General features: G+C 55.3%; 15 protein-coding genes. 10 read left to right on the plus strand and 5 right to left on the minus strand.

Annotation, left to right across the window (positions count from 1 at the left end):
- Window positions 1-35: 35 nt before the first annotated feature.
- From pyrG to adhP, 3 genes are all read left to right on the plus strand, one after another.
- The gene (gene pyrG, locus HYQ67_RS09130) at window positions 36-1,673 is read left to right on the plus strand and encodes a glutamine hydrolyzing CTP synthase (protein WP_202303383.1); all 1,638 of its coding nucleotides are present in this window, start codon (window positions 36-38) and stop codon (window positions 1,671-1,673) included.
- 85 nt (window positions 1,674-1,758) lie between these two features.
- Entirely contained in the window at window positions 1,759-3,054 is a 1,296-nt protein-coding gene (eno, locus tag HYQ67_RS09135) for a phosphopyruvate hydratase (RefSeq protein ID WP_202303384.1), read from the plus strand.
- A gap of 167 nt (window positions 3,055-3,221) precedes the next feature.
- On the plus strand, window positions 3,222-4,238 hold the full coding sequence (adhP, locus tag HYQ67_RS09140; RefSeq protein WP_202303385.1) for an alcohol dehydrogenase AdhP: 1,017 nt from the start codon (window positions 3,222-3,224) through the stop codon (window positions 4,236-4,238).
- A 48-nt stretch (window positions 4,239-4,286) separates the two neighbouring features.
- Here adhP and HYQ67_RS09145 read toward each other — a convergent pair whose 3' ends face one another.
- On the minus strand, window positions 4,287-5,114 hold the full coding sequence (locus HYQ67_RS09145) for a MurR/RpiR family transcriptional regulator (protein WP_202303386.1): 828 nt from the start codon (window positions 5,112-5,114) through the stop codon (window positions 4,287-4,289).
- A gap of 190 nt (window positions 5,115-5,304) precedes the next feature.
- Here HYQ67_RS09145 and HYQ67_RS09150 point away from each other — a divergent pair, with 190 nt between their 5' ends.
- The 3 genes from HYQ67_RS09150 (at window position 5,305) to queE (ending at window position 8,341) form a co-directional block, all read left to right on the plus strand.
- Window positions 5,305-6,861, plus strand: a complete 1,557-nt coding sequence (locus HYQ67_RS09150) for a PTS transporter subunit EIIC (RefSeq protein WP_202303387.1) — start codon at window positions 5,305-5,307, stop codon at window positions 6,859-6,861.
- Entirely contained in the window at window positions 6,858-7,556 is a 699-nt protein-coding gene (locus HYQ67_RS09155; RefSeq protein ID WP_202303388.1) for an N-acetylmannosamine-6-phosphate 2-epimerase, read from the plus strand. Before HYQ67_RS09150 ends, HYQ67_RS09155 begins: the two co-directional genes overlap by 4 nt.
- Before the next feature lie 113 nt (window positions 7,557-7,669).
- Window positions 7,670-8,341, plus strand: coding sequence for a 7-carboxy-7-deazaguanine synthase QueE (queE, locus tag HYQ67_RS09160; protein WP_202303472.1), 672 nt, complete (start codon window positions 7,670-7,672; stop codon window positions 8,339-8,341).
- 71 nt (window positions 8,342-8,412) lie between these two features.
- On the opposite strand, the gene queD is transcribed toward queE, so the two are convergent.
- The gene (gene queD, locus HYQ67_RS09165; RefSeq protein ID WP_202303473.1) at window positions 8,413-8,775 is read right to left on the minus strand and encodes a 6-carboxytetrahydropterin synthase QueD; all 363 of its coding nucleotides are present in this window, start codon (window positions 8,773-8,775) and stop codon (window positions 8,413-8,415) included.
- A 326-nt stretch (window positions 8,776-9,101) separates the two neighbouring features.
- Between queD and cysJ the strand changes: the two genes are divergently transcribed.
- From cysJ to cysH, 3 genes are all read left to right on the plus strand, one after another.
- Window positions 9,102-10,907: an NADPH-dependent assimilatory sulfite reductase flavoprotein subunit gene (gene cysJ, locus HYQ67_RS09170; RefSeq protein ID WP_202303389.1), complete on the plus strand. Its 1,806-nt coding sequence runs from the start codon at window positions 9,102-9,104 to the stop codon at window positions 10,905-10,907.
- Window positions 10,907-12,619 (plus strand): assimilatory sulfite reductase (NADPH) hemoprotein subunit, encoded by a 1,713-nt coding sequence (gene cysI, locus HYQ67_RS09175; RefSeq protein WP_202303390.1) that lies wholly within the window; start codon window positions 10,907-10,909, stop codon window positions 12,617-12,619. The genes cysJ and cysI overlap by 1 nt, the downstream gene beginning before the upstream one ends.
- A 92-nt stretch (window positions 12,620-12,711) precedes the next feature.
- Window positions 12,712-13,446 carry a phosphoadenosine phosphosulfate reductase gene (cysH, locus tag HYQ67_RS09180; protein WP_202303391.1) on the plus strand — a complete coding sequence of 245 codons (735 nt, stop codon included), beginning with the start codon at window positions 12,712-12,714 and terminating at the stop codon, window positions 13,444-13,446.
- A 40-nt stretch (window positions 13,447-13,486) separates the two neighbouring features.
- Here cysH and HYQ67_RS09185 read toward each other — a convergent pair whose 3' ends face one another.
- The 3 genes from HYQ67_RS09185 to HYQ67_RS09195 all read right to left on the minus strand — a co-directional run bounded on the left by HYQ67_RS09185 (window position 13,487) and on the right by HYQ67_RS09195 (window position 15,312).
- A complete protein-coding gene (locus HYQ67_RS09185) occupies window positions 13,487-13,816 on the minus strand; it encodes a helix-turn-helix domain-containing transcriptional regulator (RefSeq protein WP_202303392.1) in 330 nt (109 codons plus the stop codon).
- Window positions 13,813-14,148, minus strand: coding sequence for a type II toxin-antitoxin system RelE/ParE family toxin (locus HYQ67_RS09190; RefSeq protein ID WP_202303393.1), 336 nt, complete (start codon window positions 14,146-14,148; stop codon window positions 13,813-13,815). Before HYQ67_RS09190 ends, HYQ67_RS09185 begins: the two co-directional genes overlap by 4 nt.
- Window positions 14,149-14,271: 123 nt before the next feature.
- Window positions 14,272-15,312: an aminopeptidase gene (locus tag HYQ67_RS09195; protein WP_202303394.1), complete on the minus strand. Its 1,041-nt coding sequence runs from the start codon at window positions 15,310-15,312 to the stop codon at window positions 14,272-14,274.
- Between the two features lie 271 nt (window positions 15,313-15,583).
- Between HYQ67_RS09195 and cysD the strand changes: the two genes are divergently transcribed.
- Window positions 15,584-16,492 (plus strand): sulfate adenylyltransferase subunit CysD, encoded by a 909-nt coding sequence (cysD, locus tag HYQ67_RS09200; RefSeq protein ID WP_202303395.1) that lies wholly within the window; start codon window positions 15,584-15,586, stop codon window positions 16,490-16,492.
- The last annotated feature ends 5 nt before the right edge of the window (window positions 16,493-16,497 follow it).

Below are 16,497 nucleotides of genomic sequence, written 5' to 3' on the forward strand. Positions count from 1 at the left end.
TCCATCGTCTTTAAACCTAACTTCTCAGGTTCAGCATGACAACGAACTATATTTTTGTGACCGGCGGGGTCGTTTCCTCTCTGGGTAAAGGCATTGCCGCAGCCTCCCTCGCAGCCATTCTCGAAGCCCGTGGCCTCAACGTATCCATCATGAAACTCGATCCGTATATCAACGTCGATCCGGGTACCATGAGCCCTATTCAACATGGGGAAGTGTTCGTTACCGAAGACGGCGCTGAAACCGACCTGGATTTGGGTCACTACGAGCGCTTCATCCGTAACAAAATGACGCGTCGTAACAACTTTACCACTGGCCGTATCTACTCAGAAGTTCTGCGTAAAGAACGCCGTGGCGACTATCTGGGCGCAACCGTACAGGTTATCCCCCACATCACCAACGCTATCAAAGAACGCATCCTTGAAGGTGGCGAAGGCTATGACGTCGTGCTGGTCGAAATCGGCGGTACCGTCGGGGATATCGAATCCCTGCCGTTCCTCGAAGCGATTCGCCAGATGGCCGTTGAAGTGGGCCGTGAGCACACGCTGTATATGCACCTGACTCTGGTGCCGTACATGGCCGCAGCCGGTGAGGTGAAAACCAAACCAACGCAGCACTCCGTAAAAGAACTGCTTTCCATCGGTATTCAGCCAGACGTGCTGATCTGCCGTTCTGACCGCGTGGTTCCGGCGAACGAACGTGCGAAAATCGCGCTGTTCTGTAACGTGCCGGAGAAAGCGGTTATCTCCCTGAAAGATGTCGATTCGATTTATAAGATCCCGGGCCTGTTGAAATCACAGGGGCTGGACGATTATATTTGTAAACGATTCAGCATTAACGCACCAGAAGCTAATCTGGGCGAGTGGGAACAGGTAATCTACGAAGAAGCGAACCCAACGGGTGAGATCACCATCGGTATGGTCGGCAAGTACATTGAACTGCCGGATGCCTACAAATCGGTGATTGAAGCGCTGAAACACGGTGGCCTGAAGAACCGTCTGACCGTCAACATCAAGCTGATTGATTCGCAAGATGTTGAAACACGTGGCGAAGAGCTACTTAAGGGTCTGGATGCTATTCTTATCCCTGGCGGTTTCGGCTATCGCGGCGTGGAAGGCAAAATTGCTACCGCCCGCTATGCCCGTGAAAACAAGATTCCTTACCTGGGCATCTGCTTAGGTATGCAGGTTGCGCTGATCGAATTCGCGCGTAACGTTGCAGGGATGGCTGACGCCAACTCCACGGAATTTGTGCCAGACTGTAAATACCCGGTGGTGGCATTAATCACCGAATGGCGTGACGAAGAAGGCAACGTTGAAGTGCGTACTGAAAAGAGCGATCTGGGTGGCACTATGCGTCTGGGTGGCCAACAGTGTCAGCTGACCGACGGTACGCTGGTACGCCAGATGTACGGCGAGCCGCAAATCGTTGAACGCCATCGTCACCGCTACGAAGTCAACAACATGTTGTTGAAGCAGATTGAAGCAGCGGGCCTGAAAGTTGCGGGCCGCTCCGGCGATGATCAACTGGTAGAAATCATCGAGGTGCCAAACCACCCCTGGTTTGTTGCCTGCCAGTTCCACCCGGAATTTACTTCAACGCCGCGTGATGGACACCCACTGTTTGCAGGCTTTGTGAAAGCTGCCGGTGAGTACCAGAAGCGTCTGGCGAAGTAAGCAGAGTTAGAACGGCAACGCGCGACATTTCGCGCGTTGTTTGTCTGGAGTTTTAGTTTAACGTTGTGACTTGAGGAAAACCTATATGTCCAAAATTGTGAAAGTCATCGGTCGTGAAATCATCGACTCCCGTGGTAACCCGACTGTTGAAGCCGAAGTTCATCTGGAAGGCGGTTTCGTAGGTATGGCTGCTGCACCATCAGGTGCTTCAACTGGTTCCCGTGAAGCGCTGGAACTGCGCGATGGCGACAAGTCTCGTTACATGGGTAAAGGCGTAACTAAAGCCGTTGCCGCTGTTAACGGCCCAATCGCTCAGGCGGTTATGGGTAAAGATGCGAAAGACCAGGCTAACATCGACAAGATCATGATCGATCTTGATGGTACTGAAAACAAATCTAACTTCGGTGCTAACGCCATCCTGGCTGTTTCTCTTGCTGCTGCTAAAGCTGCTGCTGCCTCCAAAGGCCTGCCGCTGTACGCACACATCGCTGAACTGAACGGCACCCCGGGCAAATACTCTATGCCTCTGCCTATGATGAACATCATCAACGGTGGCGAGCACGCTGACAACAACGTTGATATTCAAGAGTTCATGATTCAGCCAGTTGGCGCTAAAACGCTGAAAGAAGCGATCCGTATCGGTTCTGAAGTGTTCCACAACCTGGCTAAAGTGCTGAAATCTAAAGGCATGAGCACTGCTGTTGGTGACGAAGGTGGCTACGCGCCTAACCTGGGTTCTAACGCAGAAGCACTGGCTGTTATCGCTGAAGCGGTTAAAGCTGCGGGTTACGAGCTGGGTAAAGACGTGACTCTGGCTATGGACTGTGCTGCATCTGAATTCTACAAAGACGGTAAATACGTTCTGGCTGGCGAAGGCAACAAAGCTTTCACCTCCGAAGAGTTCACCCACTTCCTGGAAGATCTGACTAAACAGTACCCAATCGTTTCTATCGAAGACGGTCTGGACGAGTCTGACTGGGCTGGCTTCGCATACCAGACTAAAGTACTGGGCGACAAAATCCAGCTGGTTGGTGACGATCTGTTCGTAACCAACACCAAGATCCTGAAAGAAGGTATCGACAAAGGCATCGCTAACTCCATCCTGATCAAATTCAACCAGATCGGTTCTCTGACCGAAACTCTGGCTGCGATCAAAATGGCGAAAGACGCTGGCTACACTGCCGTTATCTCTCACCGTTCAGGCGAAACTGAAGACGCTACCATCGCTGACCTGGCTGTGGGCACCGCTGCAGGCCAGATCAAAACTGGTTCTATGAGCCGTTCTGACCGTGTTGCTAAATACAACCAGCTGATTCGTATCGAAGAAGCGCTGGGTGATGCAGCACCGTTCAACGGTCTGAAAGAAGTTAAAGGTCAGTAATCTCTTACTGTCGCTTTAAGTTCTGAGAAAACCCGCTTCGGCGGGTTTTTTTTCGCCTGAAATTTGCCGGCATGGACTTATGGTGCGGAATTCCTGCAGGCAGGTTGCGCTCCGGCGAATGCTGAGCCAGTCTGGTTAAATCATTTACCCCAGGTCAGGAGACCGCCATGAAAGCAGCTGTTGTTACGAAAGATCATTCCGTTGATATCGTTGATAAACCAGTGCGTGAACTTAAGCACGGTGAAGCTTTGCTGACGATGGAATGCTGCGGTGTGTGCCACACCGATTTGCACGTCAAGAATGGTGATTTTGGTGATGTGACGGGCACCACGCTCGGACATGAAGGAATAGGTATTGTTAAATCAGTCGGGCCAGGCGTCACCTCTTTAAAGGTGGGGGACCGGGCAAGCGTCGCGTGGTTCTTCCGCGGCTGCGGCCACTGCGAGTACTGCAACAGCGGCAATGAAACGCTGTGTCGCAGCGTGACTAACGCAGGTTACACCGCAGACGGCGGCATGGCAGAAGAGTGTATTGTCGTGGCGGACTACGCGGTGAAAGTGCCGGACGGCCTGGAGTCTGCCGCTGCCAGCAGTATTACCTGCGCGGGTGTGACCACTTACAAAGCAGTGAAGGTTTCTAACATCAAGCCTGGGCAGTGGATTGCGATTTACGGCCTGGGCGGCCTCGGCAACCTTGCGCTGCAATACGCGAAGAACGTGTTTAACGCCAAAGTCATCGCGGTGGATGTGAACGACGCGCAGCTCGATTTTGCCAAAGAGAGCGGCGCCGATATGGTGATTAACTCCCGCAATGAAGATGCCGGAAAGGTCATCCAGGAGAAAACCGGGGGCGCGCATGCGGCGGTAGTGACGGCTGTTGCGAAAGCTGCGTTCAATTCTGCCGTGGATGCGGTGCGTGCTGGCGGACGTGTCGTGGCCGTTGGCCTGCCGTCAGAGTCTATGAGCCTCAATATCCCGCGTCTGGTACTGGATGGCATAGAGGTTGTCGGTTCGCTGGTTGGCACCCGTCAGGATCTGGCTGAGGCGTTCCAGTTTGCTGCGGAAGGCAAAGTCACGCCGAAGGTTGCGCTGCGCCCGCTGAAGGACATCAACGCCATTTTCGAGGAAATGGAGAGCGGCAAAATCAAAGGCCGCATGGTGATTGATTTCAGAACGCACAAGTAACCAGCGACAGGCCGGGATTCCCCGGCCTTTTTTCTATCTCCGGCAGGTCTACAGCAGCAGCGGCAGCGTGGCGCTGGCAGTTTGCTGGCTCGCCATCGCATAGCGCCCGTCGTGGGTTATCAGCTCCCCAACCAGCACCTCCACCAGCAGCATCGCCCCAACCTTGGCGTTCAGTGAACCTGCACTTAGCGGGCCTTCCGGCTTCGCGGCAACCAGTAAAAGATCCGCCAGATCCGCAAGCGGGCTGCGCATCGTGTTGCTCAGCAGCAAAACCCGCGACCCTCTTTTTTTAGCAAGCTTAACCACGTGCAGCAGATCTTTGGTCGATCCTGAACTGGAGATCGCCACCACCAGATCGCGCTCCCCTAGAGTGGCGGCGTTCATGGCGGCGCGGTGCATATCACTGAAAAGCTGGGCAGATTTACCCAGGCGCAGCAGCTTGTAGTGCAGATAGTCGCCCATGATGGCGCTCGCGGCCACGCCGTAAATCTGCACGGATGCGGCTTCATGCAGGGCTGTTCCCGCCTGGGTCAGCACTTCACGGTTAATCAACTTGCCCGTATCGCGCAGCGCCTGCACAGACTCTTCCACCAGCTCATCAATGCTGTCTTCGCTGGCAACGGCGGGGGGCTGGCTCTGCTGAATATCCATCGCCAGCGCCATTTTGAATTCGCTGTAGCCTTTGCAGCCTGAATGACGGCACAGGCGGGTGACGCTCGCTTCGCTGGTTTCGCTCTCGCGAGCCAGTTCGGTAATGGTCAGATACAGCACCTTCTGAGGCTCGGCCAGAATGAACTCACCCAATTTTTGCAGCGTTGGGCTGTAGCCCGGCAGGCTCTGGCGCAGGTGCAGCAGAATATTTTCATTGTCGGTCATCGAACTCATCTCACCATCTCTTCAAAAGCATGCCATTTCAAACCGGCTACAGTGTGGCGGAAAGCCCCCTGGTTTTGCCAGCACATTCGATTAAGTGTGACGCGGATCGTAATGATGGTGGAAATTTTCAATCATAAGGATGTATTGTGATAAAAATTTTCACCATAAACTTAGGCCAGGGGGAAAATTTATGTCAATGTTCAGCGGAGCCTCTTCAGGAGGCTGGTTCGAGAAGGCCCAGCGGTTCGGTAAATCCTTTATGCTGCCGGTGGCGGTGCTGCCGGCGGCTGGCCTGCTGCTGGGGATCGGCGGCGCGCTGTCGAATCCCAACACCATTACGGCCTATCCTTTCCTTGACGTCGCCTGGCTACAGGGCATCTTCACCATCATGGCGAGCGCGGGATCTATCGTGTTTGCCAACCTGGCCGTGCTGTTTGCGGTCGGGGTCGCGGTCGGGCTGGCGAAGGGGGATAAGGGCACCGCCGGACTCGCCTCGCTGCTGGCGTATCTGGTCATGAACGCGACGATAAACGCGCTGCTGATCCTGAGCGGCAAGCTGGCGGCAACAAATCCCGGTGCGGCAGGGCAGGGAATGGCGCTGGGCATCCAGACGCTGGAAACCGGCGTGTTTGGCGGGGTGGTTATTGGCCTGGTGACCGCCATGCTGCATAACCGCTATAACAAAATCGCCCTGCCGCAGTTCCTCGGCTTCTTTGGCGGGTCGCGCTTTATTCCCATCGTCAGCTCGATGGCGGCGATTCTGGTCGGCGCGGCAATGACCCTCGTGTGGCCCCACTTCCAGAAGCTGATTTTCGGCATGGGCGGGCTGGTGGACGCGACGGGCTACTTCGGCACCTTTATTTACGGCTTCGTGCTGCGCATGCTCGGCCCGTTCGGCCTGCACCATATCTTCTATCTGCCGTTCTGGACCACGGCCCTGGGCGGCAGCGAAATGATCAATGGCCAGCTCGTGGAGGGCACACAGCGTATCTTCTTCGCGCAGCTTGCCGATCCGAACACCCAGCAGTTTTACGTCGGCACCTCGCGCTTTATGTCCGGGCGCTTCATTACCATGATGTTCGGCCTGATTGGCGCCTGTCTTGCTATGTACCATACGGCTAAACCCGAGAACCGCAAGCGGGTAGCGGGCCTGCTGATTTCTGCGGCGCTGACCTCTTTCCTGACCGGCATCACCGAGCCGATTGAGTTCTCGTTCCTGTTCATCGCCCCCGTGCTTTACGTCATCCATGCCATGTTCGACGGGCTGGCCTTTATGCTGGCGCACATGCTGCACATCACCATCGGACAGACGTTTTCCGGCGGGTTTATCGATTTCATCCTGTTTGGCGTTCTGCAGGGCGAGGCGAAAACCAACTGGCTCTACGTGCCGCTGGTGGGCATCCCGTGGTTCTTCCTCTACTACTTCACTTTCCGCTTTGTTATCACCCGCTTTAATTTCAAAACGCCCGGTCGTGAAGATGTGTCCGTCGTGGACTCGGGGATGACGGCAGGGGAACGCCCCGCTCAGGTCATCGTCGCCCTCGGCGGCAAAGAGAATATTGTCGAGCTGGACTGCTGCGCCACTCGCCTGCGCGTCACGCTGCGCGACGGTGAGCTGCTGGACGAAGCGCTGCTGAAAGAGACGGGGGCACGTGCGGTCATCCGCCGTGGCAACGGCGTACAGGTTATCTACGGCCCGCACGTCACCATTATCAAAAATGAAGTTGAGGAGATTCTCGCCCTATGAAAAATTCCATGCTGTCGCAGATCCGCGGGAAGCTAATTGTCTCCTGCCAGGCGCTGGACGATGAGCCACTGCACAGTCCATTTATCATGTCGCGCATGGCGCTGGCGGCCGCTCAGGGGGGCGCATCGGCTATTCGTGCAAACAGTCTTGTCGATGTAAAAGCCATCATGGAGCTGGTGGATCTCCCGGTTATCGCCATCATCAAACGCGACTATCCGGGCAGCGACGTCTACATCACGCCCACGCTTAAAGAAGTGGATGAGCTGATGCAGGCCAACCCGCAGATGATTGCAATGGATGCTACCGGGCATAAACGCCCCGGTGATTTAGATCTGCGTGGGCTGGTGGCTGCGGTGCGTGAACGTTACCCGGAGCTGCTGCTGATGGCAGATATCGCCACCGTTGAAGAAGCGCGTTTCGCCGCAGAAATCGGTTTTGATTGCGTCGGAACCACGCTGCACGGCTACACGGCGGAGACTCAGGGGCAGATACTAGCCACTAACGACTGCCAGTTTCTGCGTGAAGTTGTGGCGGCCGTTCACGTCCCGGTGATTGCGGAAGGCAACGTTGAAACGCCGGAGATGGCGGCACATTGCCTTGAGCTGGGAGCGCATGCGGTGGTGGTGGGCGGGGCGATTACCCGTCCGCAGCAAATTACCCGCCGTTTCGCCAGCGCGATGTATTCAGAAGGCTAATCGCCAGTCAGGCCAGCCCGGTTCGTAGCGAATTGGGCTGTTTTCACCGCTGCGCATGATCTCAACCGTTAGTTCTGCGATAATTACTTTTTGCGAAGATAACAGAGATGATTATGCAGTACCCGATTAACGAGATGTTCCAGACCCTGCAAGGGGAGGGCTATTTTACTGGTGTGCCCGCCATCTTCATTCGCCTGCAAGGCTGCCCGGTCGGCTGTGCGTGGTGCGATACCAAACACACCTGGGATAAGCTCGCGGATCGTGAAGTCTCTCTGTTCAGCATTCTGGCAAAAACCAAAGAGAGCGATAAGTGGGGCGGGGCCAGTGCGGAAGAGCTGCTGAATATCATTCAGCGTCAGGGCTATACCGCACGCCACGTGGTGATTACTGGCGGCGAGCCGTGCATTCACGACCTGATGTCGCTCACTTCGCTGCTGGAACACCATGGTTTTAGCTGCCAGATTGAAACCAGCGGCACGCATGAAGTGCGCTGTACGCCGGGGACCTGGGTAACAGTTTCGCCGAAGGTGAATATGCGCGGTGGCTACGACATTCTCGCGCAGGCGCTGGAACGAGCAGACGAGATTAAACACCCGGTAGGACGCATGCGTGATATTGAAGCGCTGGACGAACTGCTGGCAACGCTGCACGACGAGAAAAGCCGTGTGATTGCCCTGCAGCCCATCAGCCAGAAAGAAGACGCTACGCGGCTGTGCATCGAAATCTGCATCGCCCGCAACTGGCGGCTTTCCATGCAGACGCATAAGTATTTGAATATCGCTTAACGCAGAAAGGCACCCAAGGGTGCCTTTCTGGTCTGTAGGGTGGATAAGCGCCAGCGCCATCCACCAAAACCTTAGCCTTTATAGACGCATCCGGCAGTACAGGTCTCTTTCACCATCACCGCGCTCAGCAGCGGAACGATGGGCTTCATTTTGTCCCAGATCCACTTCGCCAGCACTTCGCTGGTTGGGTTCTCAAGGCCTGGAATATCGTTCAGATAGTAATGATCGAGGCTGTCGTAGGTTGGCTTAAACGCCGCCTTCAGCTCGGAGAAATCCATAATCCAGCCCGTATACGGATCGACCTCGCCGGTGATTTCCAGGCGCACCATGAAAGAGTGGCCGTGCAGGCGACCGCACTTGTGGCCTTCCGGTACGTGCGGCAGGCGGTGGGCGGCTTCGAAGGTAAAATCTTTAAACAGGGTGGTTGCCATTATTGAGTCTCAGTTAGCGCAGTGAAGTCGAGCGAAAAACCGCCGCATAGTACCGGAATTGACATTTTTGCGCATTAACTAAAAGCCTCATCTTCTTTTTGCCGCCTTTCTCTCGCGTTGCCTTAGAAGTTATTTATTAAATATCAATGAGTTAATTAATCGTTTTTAATGTTATGGATTACCCGAAAAAGCGGTTAGTCATTTTGGTTATTTGTTATTTCCATCCCTTCTTTAATTGTTATTATCCGGCTGGTTACCCTTACCCTCATGAATGCTATTTACCGTTGATGGTTATAAACGGACCTTTTGCTACTGGAACCCAATCAAGCATGACAACTCAGGCCCCACCGACCGCTTTGCTGCCGCTCACCCCGGAGCAACTGGCTCGCCTCCAGGCGGCAACAACAGACTTCTCGCAGACGCAGCTGGCCTGGTTATCAGGCTATTTCTGGGGGATGATTAACCAACAGCCGGGCACGGTTGCGGCTCCGGCGGCACCTGCTGCGGAAGTGCCGGTTATCACTTTGATTTCCGCCTCCCAGACCGGCAACGCGCGCCGCGTCAGCGAACAGCTGCGCGACGACCTGCTGGCCGCAAAGCTGAACGTCAACCTGGTGAATGCTGGCGACTATAAATTCAAACAAATCGCCCAGGAAAAACTGCTGGTTGTCGTGACCTCCACGCAAGGGGAAGGGGAGCCGCCGGAAGAAGCTGTGGCGCTGCATAAGTACCTGTTCTCCAAAAAAGCGCCGAAGCTGACCGATACGGCCTTTGCCGTATTCAGCCTGGGCGACACCTCCTATGAATTCTTCTGCCAGTCCGGGAAAGACTTTGATTCGAAGCTTGCGGAGCTGGGCGGCCAGCGGCTGCTGGACCGTGTGGACACCGACGTTGAGTTCCAGCCCGCCGCTCAGGAATGGCGTGCAAAAATCGTCGATATACTGAAATCCCGCGTCCCGGCTGAAACGCCTGCGCAGGCCGCTGCCACGGCAACCGGCGTGGTCAACGAAGTCTTCACCAGCCCGTACACCAAAGAAGCGCCGCTGACCGCAACGCTTGCGGTGAACCAGAAAATCACCGGGCGTGACTCTGGCAAAGACGTGCGCCATCTCGAAATCGATCTTGGTGATTCTGACCTTCGCTACCAGCCCGGCGACGCGCTCGGCGTCTGGTATCAGAACGATGCGGCCCTGGTGAAAGAGCTTGTTGAGCTACTGTGGCTGAATGGCGATGAAACCGTCACCGTTGAGGGCAAAACCCTGCCGCTTAGCGAGGCGCTGGAGTGGCACTTTGAGCTGACCGTTAACACCGCGAACATCGTTGAGAAGTACGCGCAGCTTACCCGCAACGCCGCGTTGCTCGACCTGGTCGGCGACAAAACTAAGCTGCAGCATTTTGCCCAGAGCACGCCGATTGTCGATATGGTGCGTTATGCTCCGTCAGAGTTGACCGCAGATCAGCTGGTTGAACTTCTGCGTCCGCTGACGCCGCGCCTGTACTCTATTGCCTCTTCACAGGCTGAGGCAGAGAGCGAAGTTCACATTACCGTTGGCGTGGTGCGCTACGACATTGAAGGTCGTGCCCGAACTGGCGGCGCATCTGGCTTCCTGGCCGACCGTCTGGAAGAAGACGGTGAAGTGCGCGTGTTTATCGAACATAACGATAACTTCCGCCTGCCGGCCAACCCGGAAACGCCGGTGATCATGATCGGCCCCGGCACCGGCATTGCGCCGTTCCGCGCCTTCATGCAGCAGCGTGAAAACGACGGGGCGAGCGGTAAAAACTGGCTGTTCTTCGGCAACCCGCACTTCACCGATGACTTCCTCTATCAGGTGGAGTGGCAGCGCTACGTCAAAGACGGCCTGCTGACCAACATCGACCTCGCCTGGTCCCGCGACCAGGAACACAAAATATACGTACAAGATAAAGTGCGCGAGAAAGGCGCGGAGCTGTGGAGCTGGATTCAGGAAGGCGCCCACATTTACGTCTGCGGCGATGCCAATCGCATGGCGAAAGACGTTGAGCAGGTTTTACTGGAAGTGGTAGCCGAGTTTGGTGGCATGGACACCGAGACGGCCGATGAATTTTTAAGTGAGCTGCGCGTTGAGCGCCGTTATCAGCGAGATGTCTACTAATGAGCGATAAACACCCGGGACCGTTAGTGGTCGAAGGAAAACTGGCTGACGCCGAGCGCCTGAAGCTGGAAAGCAATTTCCTGCGCGGCACCATCAAAGAAGATTTGCAGGATGGCCTGACCGGCGGCTTTAAGGGCGACAACTTCCTGCTGATCCGCTTCCACGGCATGTACCAGCAGGACGACCGTGACATCCGTGCCGAACGCGCCGAGCAGAAGCTGGAGCCGCGTCACGCCATGATGCTGCGCTGCCGTCTGCCGGGCGGCATTATCACCACCCAGCAGTGGCGCGCCATTGATAAGTTCGCCGAAGATAAAACTATCTACGGCAGCATCCGTCTGACTAACCGCCAGACGTTCCAGTTTCACGGCATTCTGAAAAAGAACGTGAAGCCCGCGCACGAGATGCTCCACGAAGTCGGGCTGGACGCGCTGGCGACCGCCAACGACGTTAACCGTAACGTGCTTTGCACCTCGAACCCGATTGAGTCCGAACTGCATCAGGAAGCCTACGAGTGGGCGAAAAAACTCTCTGAGCACCTGCTGCCGCGCACCCGCGCTTATGCGGAAATCTGGTGGGACAAAGAGAAAGTCGCGACCACCGACGAAGAGCCGATTCTGGGCGCGACCTATCTGCCGCGTAAGTTTAAAACCACGGTTGTGGTGCCGCCGCAGAACGATGTGGATCTGCATGCGAACGACATGAACTTCATCGCCATCGCCAAAGACGGCAAGCTGGTGGGCTTCAACCTGTTGGTAGGTGGCGGGCTGTCCATTGAGCATGGCAACAAAGCCACCTACGCCCGCACCGCGAGTGAATTCGGCTATATCCCGCTGGAGCACACGCTTGCCGTTGCGGAAGCGGTGGTGACTACCCAGCGCGACTGGGGAAACCGCACAGACCGTAAAAATGCGAAAACCAAATATACCCTTGAGCGCGTCGGCGTTGACGTGTTTACAGCTGAAGTTGAACGCCGTGCGGGCATTACCTTCGAGCCGATTCGTCCATACGAATTCACCGGCCGCGGCGACCGCATCGGCTGGGTAAAAGGCATCGACGATAAGTGGCACCTGACGCTGTTTATCGAAAACGGTCGTATTCTGGACTACCCGGATCGACCGCTGAAAACTGGCCTGCTGGAGATCGCGAAGATCCACAAAGGTGATTTCCGCCTGACGGCTAACCAGAACCTGATCGTGGCTGGCGTGCCGGAAAGCGAAAAGGCGAAAATCGAGAAGCTGGCGAAAGACCATGGCCTGATGCACGCGGTGAAACCGCAGCGCGAAAACTCCATGGCCTGCGTTGCTTTCCCAACCTGTCCGCTGGCGATGGCCGAAGCAGAGCGCTTCCTGCCGCAGTTTGTGACTAAAGTTGAAGATGTGATGGAGAAGCACCACGTCGGCGAAGAGAACATCGTTTTGCGCGTGACGGGCTGCCCGAACGGCTGTGGCCGCGCAATGCTGGCGGAAATCGGTCTGGTGGGTAAAGCGCCTGGCCGCTACAACCTGCACATCGGCGGTAACCGCATCGGCACGCGCATCCCGCGCATGTACCGCGAGAACATCACCGAGACGGAAATTCTGGCTTCCATTGATGAGCTGGTGGGGCGCTGGGCGAAAGAGCGTGAAGGGGATGAAGGCTTCGGTGACTTCACCATCCGCGCCGGGATTATCCGTCCGGTGCTCGATCCTGCCCGGGATTTGTGGGATTAACATTCATCGGCGGGCGACGCTGCCCTGATTTTTGTAGGGTGGATAAGCGGCAGCGTCATCCACAATGATTTTTGCCAATAAGCGAGGCACGTATGTCCGCACTCGATCTAAAAGCACTCAACGAACTGCCAAAAGTCGAACGCGTTATGGCGATGGCCGAGGTGAACACCCAGCTCGAAAAGCTGACCGCGGAGCAGCGCGTCGGCTGGGCGCTGGAAAACCTGCCCGGCGAGTTCGTGTTGTCCTCAAGCTTTGGTATTCAGGCGGCGGTGAGCCTGCATCTGGTTACCCAGCTGCGCCCGGATATTCCGGTGATCCTCACCGATACCGGCTATCTGTTCCCGGAAACCTACCAGTTTATCGACGAGCTGACGGACAAGCTGAAGCTGAACCTGAAGGTGTTTAGCGCAAAAGAAAGTGCGGCATGGCAGGAGGCACGCTACGGCAAGCTGTGGGAGCAGGGCGTTGAGGGCATTGAGAAATACAATGAGATCAACAAAGTCGAGCCGATGAACCGCGCCTTGCAGGAGCTGGGTGGTCAAACCTGGTTTGCTGGCCTGCGTCGTGAACAATCCGGCAGCCGGGCAAATCTGCCGGTGCTGGCGATACAGCGCGGCGTTTTCAAAATCCTGCCAATTATCGACTGGGACAACCGCACGGTTTACCAGTACCTCACCGCGCACGGCCTGAAATACCATCCTCTGTGGGATCAGGGCTATCTGTCAGTTGGCGATACCCACACAACCCGCAAGTGGGAGCCGGGCATGGCAGAAGAAGAAACACGTTTCTTTGGCCTGAAGCGCGAGTGCGGGCTGCACGAAGGCTGATTCAGAGATAGTAAGGTGGGCGCTGACCCACCTTATTTTATTATTGCTGGTGCTGTGCCGGTGTAAGGCGAACGCCTGCCGCGCGGGTTAACTCAGTTAATGTGATTAGCGTTGGGTTACCATTTTCCGACAGCGCTTTATAAATATGCTGGCGCGCGATACCTGACTTTCTGGATATCTCCCCCACACCACCGCGAGCTTCGATTACGCGACGTAAAGCAATAAGAAAAGCCGCGACGCCGCCCTCTTCATAGATCTCATCAAGTGCGGTTTGCAGATAAATTTCAGCGTAGGCTGGATCGGCACGCAACTCTTCGATCATCGCTATATTGTGGTCAACGGCGGGTTCCGGATTGGTTTTCAGCTTCATGATTTCAGTCTCGAATAATAATCCTGCAGGTTCGCGGCGGCTTTTTCTAAATCCTTATGTTGAGAAGACTTATCCCCACCAATTAGTAAGAGAACGATCTCTCCCTGGACGACAGAATAGTAAACCCGATAGCCGGGGCCATAATCCACCCGCAGTTCCCAGACGCCGTCTCTTTCAAATTTGTGGTCTCCAAAATTACCGGTTTCGGCTCTGGCGACCCGGATGTCTATTTTGGCTGCCGCTCGAACATCTTTCTTACGGAGTTTTTTCATCCACTCCGTATAGGGTTCTTTTCCATTATTGTCCCGGTATCGCTTAGCCGTATAAGGCATAACATTACCCTCATTCCGTGAGTTTGAAATAATTGTCACTTATATGTGACAAACTGGCAAGGTGATTTTTTGCTCAAAAATCCTGCTTGCGGCTGGCATCCTTTCTTACCTGCACCGGCAGTCCTATTTCCCCGCCTTCGTCAGCTCCTTCACCAGCGGCAGCATGACGCGTACAACGTCGTGGCTACGCTTCGCTATGCGTCCTGATAACCATTTGTCCAGATACTGCTGGTTATCAAGCTGCGCATTGTGCCAGGTTGTGCCGTCCGGGAATGCTTTGCTTTTCGCCCGCTGCTGATAGCCATCCTTTTTGCCCAGCGACCAGTTGGTGGCTTCAACGGACAGTACGGGAATACCAACTTTGTCGAAAGGGGCGGCGTCGTTACAGCAGCCGGTTCCTTTCGGATACTGTTTGTTTTGTCCCGGATTTGTTGCGGCCTGAATGCCCAGCTGTCGCGCCAGCTGTAGCGCGCGATCGCGCGTTAGTTTGCGTACCGCAGCCGGCGTTTTTAGCCCGCTATTAAAATAGATCCGGTCACCGGTGACGAGACTGTCGAGGTTAATCACCAGCAGGGTGTTTTTCTTTTCCTGGTCGCTCATGCGGCTGAGAATATTTTCAGCACCCAGCCCACCCATTTCTTCTCCGCTGGTGGCGATGAAGCGAATGCCGTAGCGCGTCGGGACTTTCGCCATGCTTTGTGCCAGTTCCAGCATCACGCCCAGCCCGGAGGCGTTGTCGTCCACGCCCTGTAACGTCAGGCCGCCGAGATTATTATTGGTGTCAGCGTCGCTTAAAGGGGTGAAGGTATCCAGATGCGCGATAATGATGACCTGCTGCGGCTCTTTTCCCTCTCGTGCCGCAATCACCTGGCTTGCGCTGACGTTATGCCAGTTCTGATGGCCATCTTTAGTGGTATAGCGATAACGGGTGTTAAACCGGCGGATATCGCTCTGGTAGCCGTATTGTATGAACTGTTCCTGCAGATAATCTGCGGCGAGCATTTCGGCAGGGCTGCCGGTCATACGCCCTGGAAAAACGGTGGCGATATGGCGAGTCTGCACCTCAGCTGTTTTACCTGAATGTGTCGTGGTGGCTTCGGCTGGTAGAGAGATACCTATCCCCAGCGCAAGAGAAACAGTCCATAAGCGCCGCGCGGCAAACATAGTTCGTCCTTTTCTTTCTGCTTAAATTTTTGCCCGGTTAGTATGAAACTGCGCCTCATCTTAAACAATTCGAAATCATCCTAAAGCCCCGTTAAATCTCCCGTTAAGCACATTTTGTGATTTTGATTTTCACAGCGTTATTCCTTTGTGGAACTACTCATTCCAATTGGTAATTTCATATCAAATAACCCCGCGTCTTATAGTCCCTGTAATTTCATGCAAACGGTCGGGCTATGACCCGTCGTGCTAATCGCAGCTTTAAGGGAAGGTTATGGACCAAAAACGACTCACTCACCTGCGGCAACTGGAGGCTGAAAGCATCCATATTATCCGCGAGGTCGCCGCCGAATTTTCCAATCCGGTAATGATGTATTCAATCGGCAAAGATTCGTCGGTGATGTTGCATCTGGCGCGTAAGGCCTTTTATCCGGGCACGCTGCCTTTCCCGCTGCTGCACGTGGATACCGGCTGGAAATTCCGTGAGATGTACGAGTTCCGTGACCGTACCGCGAAGGCCTACGGCTGCGAACTGCTGGTGCATAAAAATCCTGAAGGCGTGGCGATGGGGATTAACCCATTCGTACACGGTAGCGCGAAGCACACCGATATCATGAAAACTGAAGGGCTTAAGCAGGCGCTGAATAAATACGGTTTCGATGCGGCCTTTGGCGGCGCGCGTCGCGACGAAGAGAAATCCCGCGCCAAAGAGCGTATCTACTCGTTCCGCGACCGTTTCCACCGCTGGGACCCGAAAAACCAGCGTCCGGAACTGTGGCACAACTACAACGGGCAGATAAACAAAGGCGAAAGCATTCGCGTGTTCCCGCTCTCCAACTGGACGGAGCTGGATATCTGGCAGTACATCTACCTGGAAAATATCGACATTGTTCCGCTCTACCTGGCAGCGCCGCGTTCCGTACTGGAGCGTGACGGCATGCTGATGATGATTGACGATGGCCGTATCGACCTGCAGCCGGGTGAAGTCATCGAGCAGAAAATGGTGCGCTTCCGTACCCTCGGCTGCTGGCCGCTCACCGGCGCGGTTGAGTCCAGCGCTCAGACGCTGCCGGAGATCATCGAAGAGATGCTGGTTTCCACCACCAGTGAACGCCAGGGCCGCATGATTGACCGCGACCAGGCCGGCTCCATGGAGCTGAAGAAACGCCAGGGTTATTTCTAAGGAGC

The sequence above is a fragment of the Dryocola clanedunensis subsp. sulfonylureivorans genome (genome assembly GCF_016756775.1).
Lineage (GTDB): Bacteria > Pseudomonadota > Gammaproteobacteria > Enterobacterales > Enterobacteriaceae > Dryocola > Dryocola clanedunensis.

Coding starts and splice junctions, on each gene's coding strand:
- cysH (WP_202303391.1), top strand. CDS start 12,712: ATGTCCGCACTCGATCTAAAAGCACTCAACGAACTGCCAAAAGTCGAA.
- HYQ67_RS09150 (WP_202303387.1), top strand. CDS start 5,305: ATGTCAATGTTCAGCGGAGCCTCTTCAGGAGGCTGGTTCGAGAAGGCC.
- HYQ67_RS09185 (WP_202303392.1), bottom strand. CDS start 13,816: ATGAAGCTGAAAACCAATCCGGAACCCGCCGTTGACCACAATATAGCG.
- HYQ67_RS09155 (WP_202303388.1), top strand. CDS start 6,858: ATGAAAAATTCCATGCTGTCGCAGATCCGCGGGAAGCTAATTGTCTCC.
- HYQ67_RS09195 (WP_202303394.1), bottom strand. CDS start 15,312: ATGTTTGCCGCGCGGCGCTTATGGACTGTTTCTCTTGCGCTGGGGATA.
- cysJ (WP_202303389.1), top strand. CDS start 9,102: ATGACAACTCAGGCCCCACCGACCGCTTTGCTGCCGCTCACCCCGGAG.
- eno (WP_202303384.1), top strand. CDS start 1,759: ATGTCCAAAATTGTGAAAGTCATCGGTCGTGAAATCATCGACTCCCGT.
- queE (WP_202303472.1), top strand. CDS start 7,670: ATGCAGTACCCGATTAACGAGATGTTCCAGACCCTGCAAGGGGAGGGC.
- HYQ67_RS09190 (WP_202303393.1), bottom strand. CDS start 14,148: ATGCCTTATACGGCTAAGCGATACCGGGACAATAATGGAAAAGAACCC.
- cysI (WP_202303390.1), top strand. CDS start 10,907: ATGAGCGATAAACACCCGGGACCGTTAGTGGTCGAAGGAAAACTGGCT.
- cysD (WP_202303395.1), top strand. CDS start 15,584: ATGGACCAAAAACGACTCACTCACCTGCGGCAACTGGAGGCTGAAAGC.
- adhP (WP_202303385.1), top strand. CDS start 3,222: ATGAAAGCAGCTGTTGTTACGAAAGATCATTCCGTTGATATCGTTGAT.
- pyrG (WP_202303383.1), top strand. CDS start 36: ATGACAACGAACTATATTTTTGTGACCGGCGGGGTCGTTTCCTCTCTG.
- HYQ67_RS09145 (WP_202303386.1), bottom strand. CDS start 5,114: ATGACCGACAATGAAAATATTCTGCTGCACCTGCGCCAGAGCCTGCCG.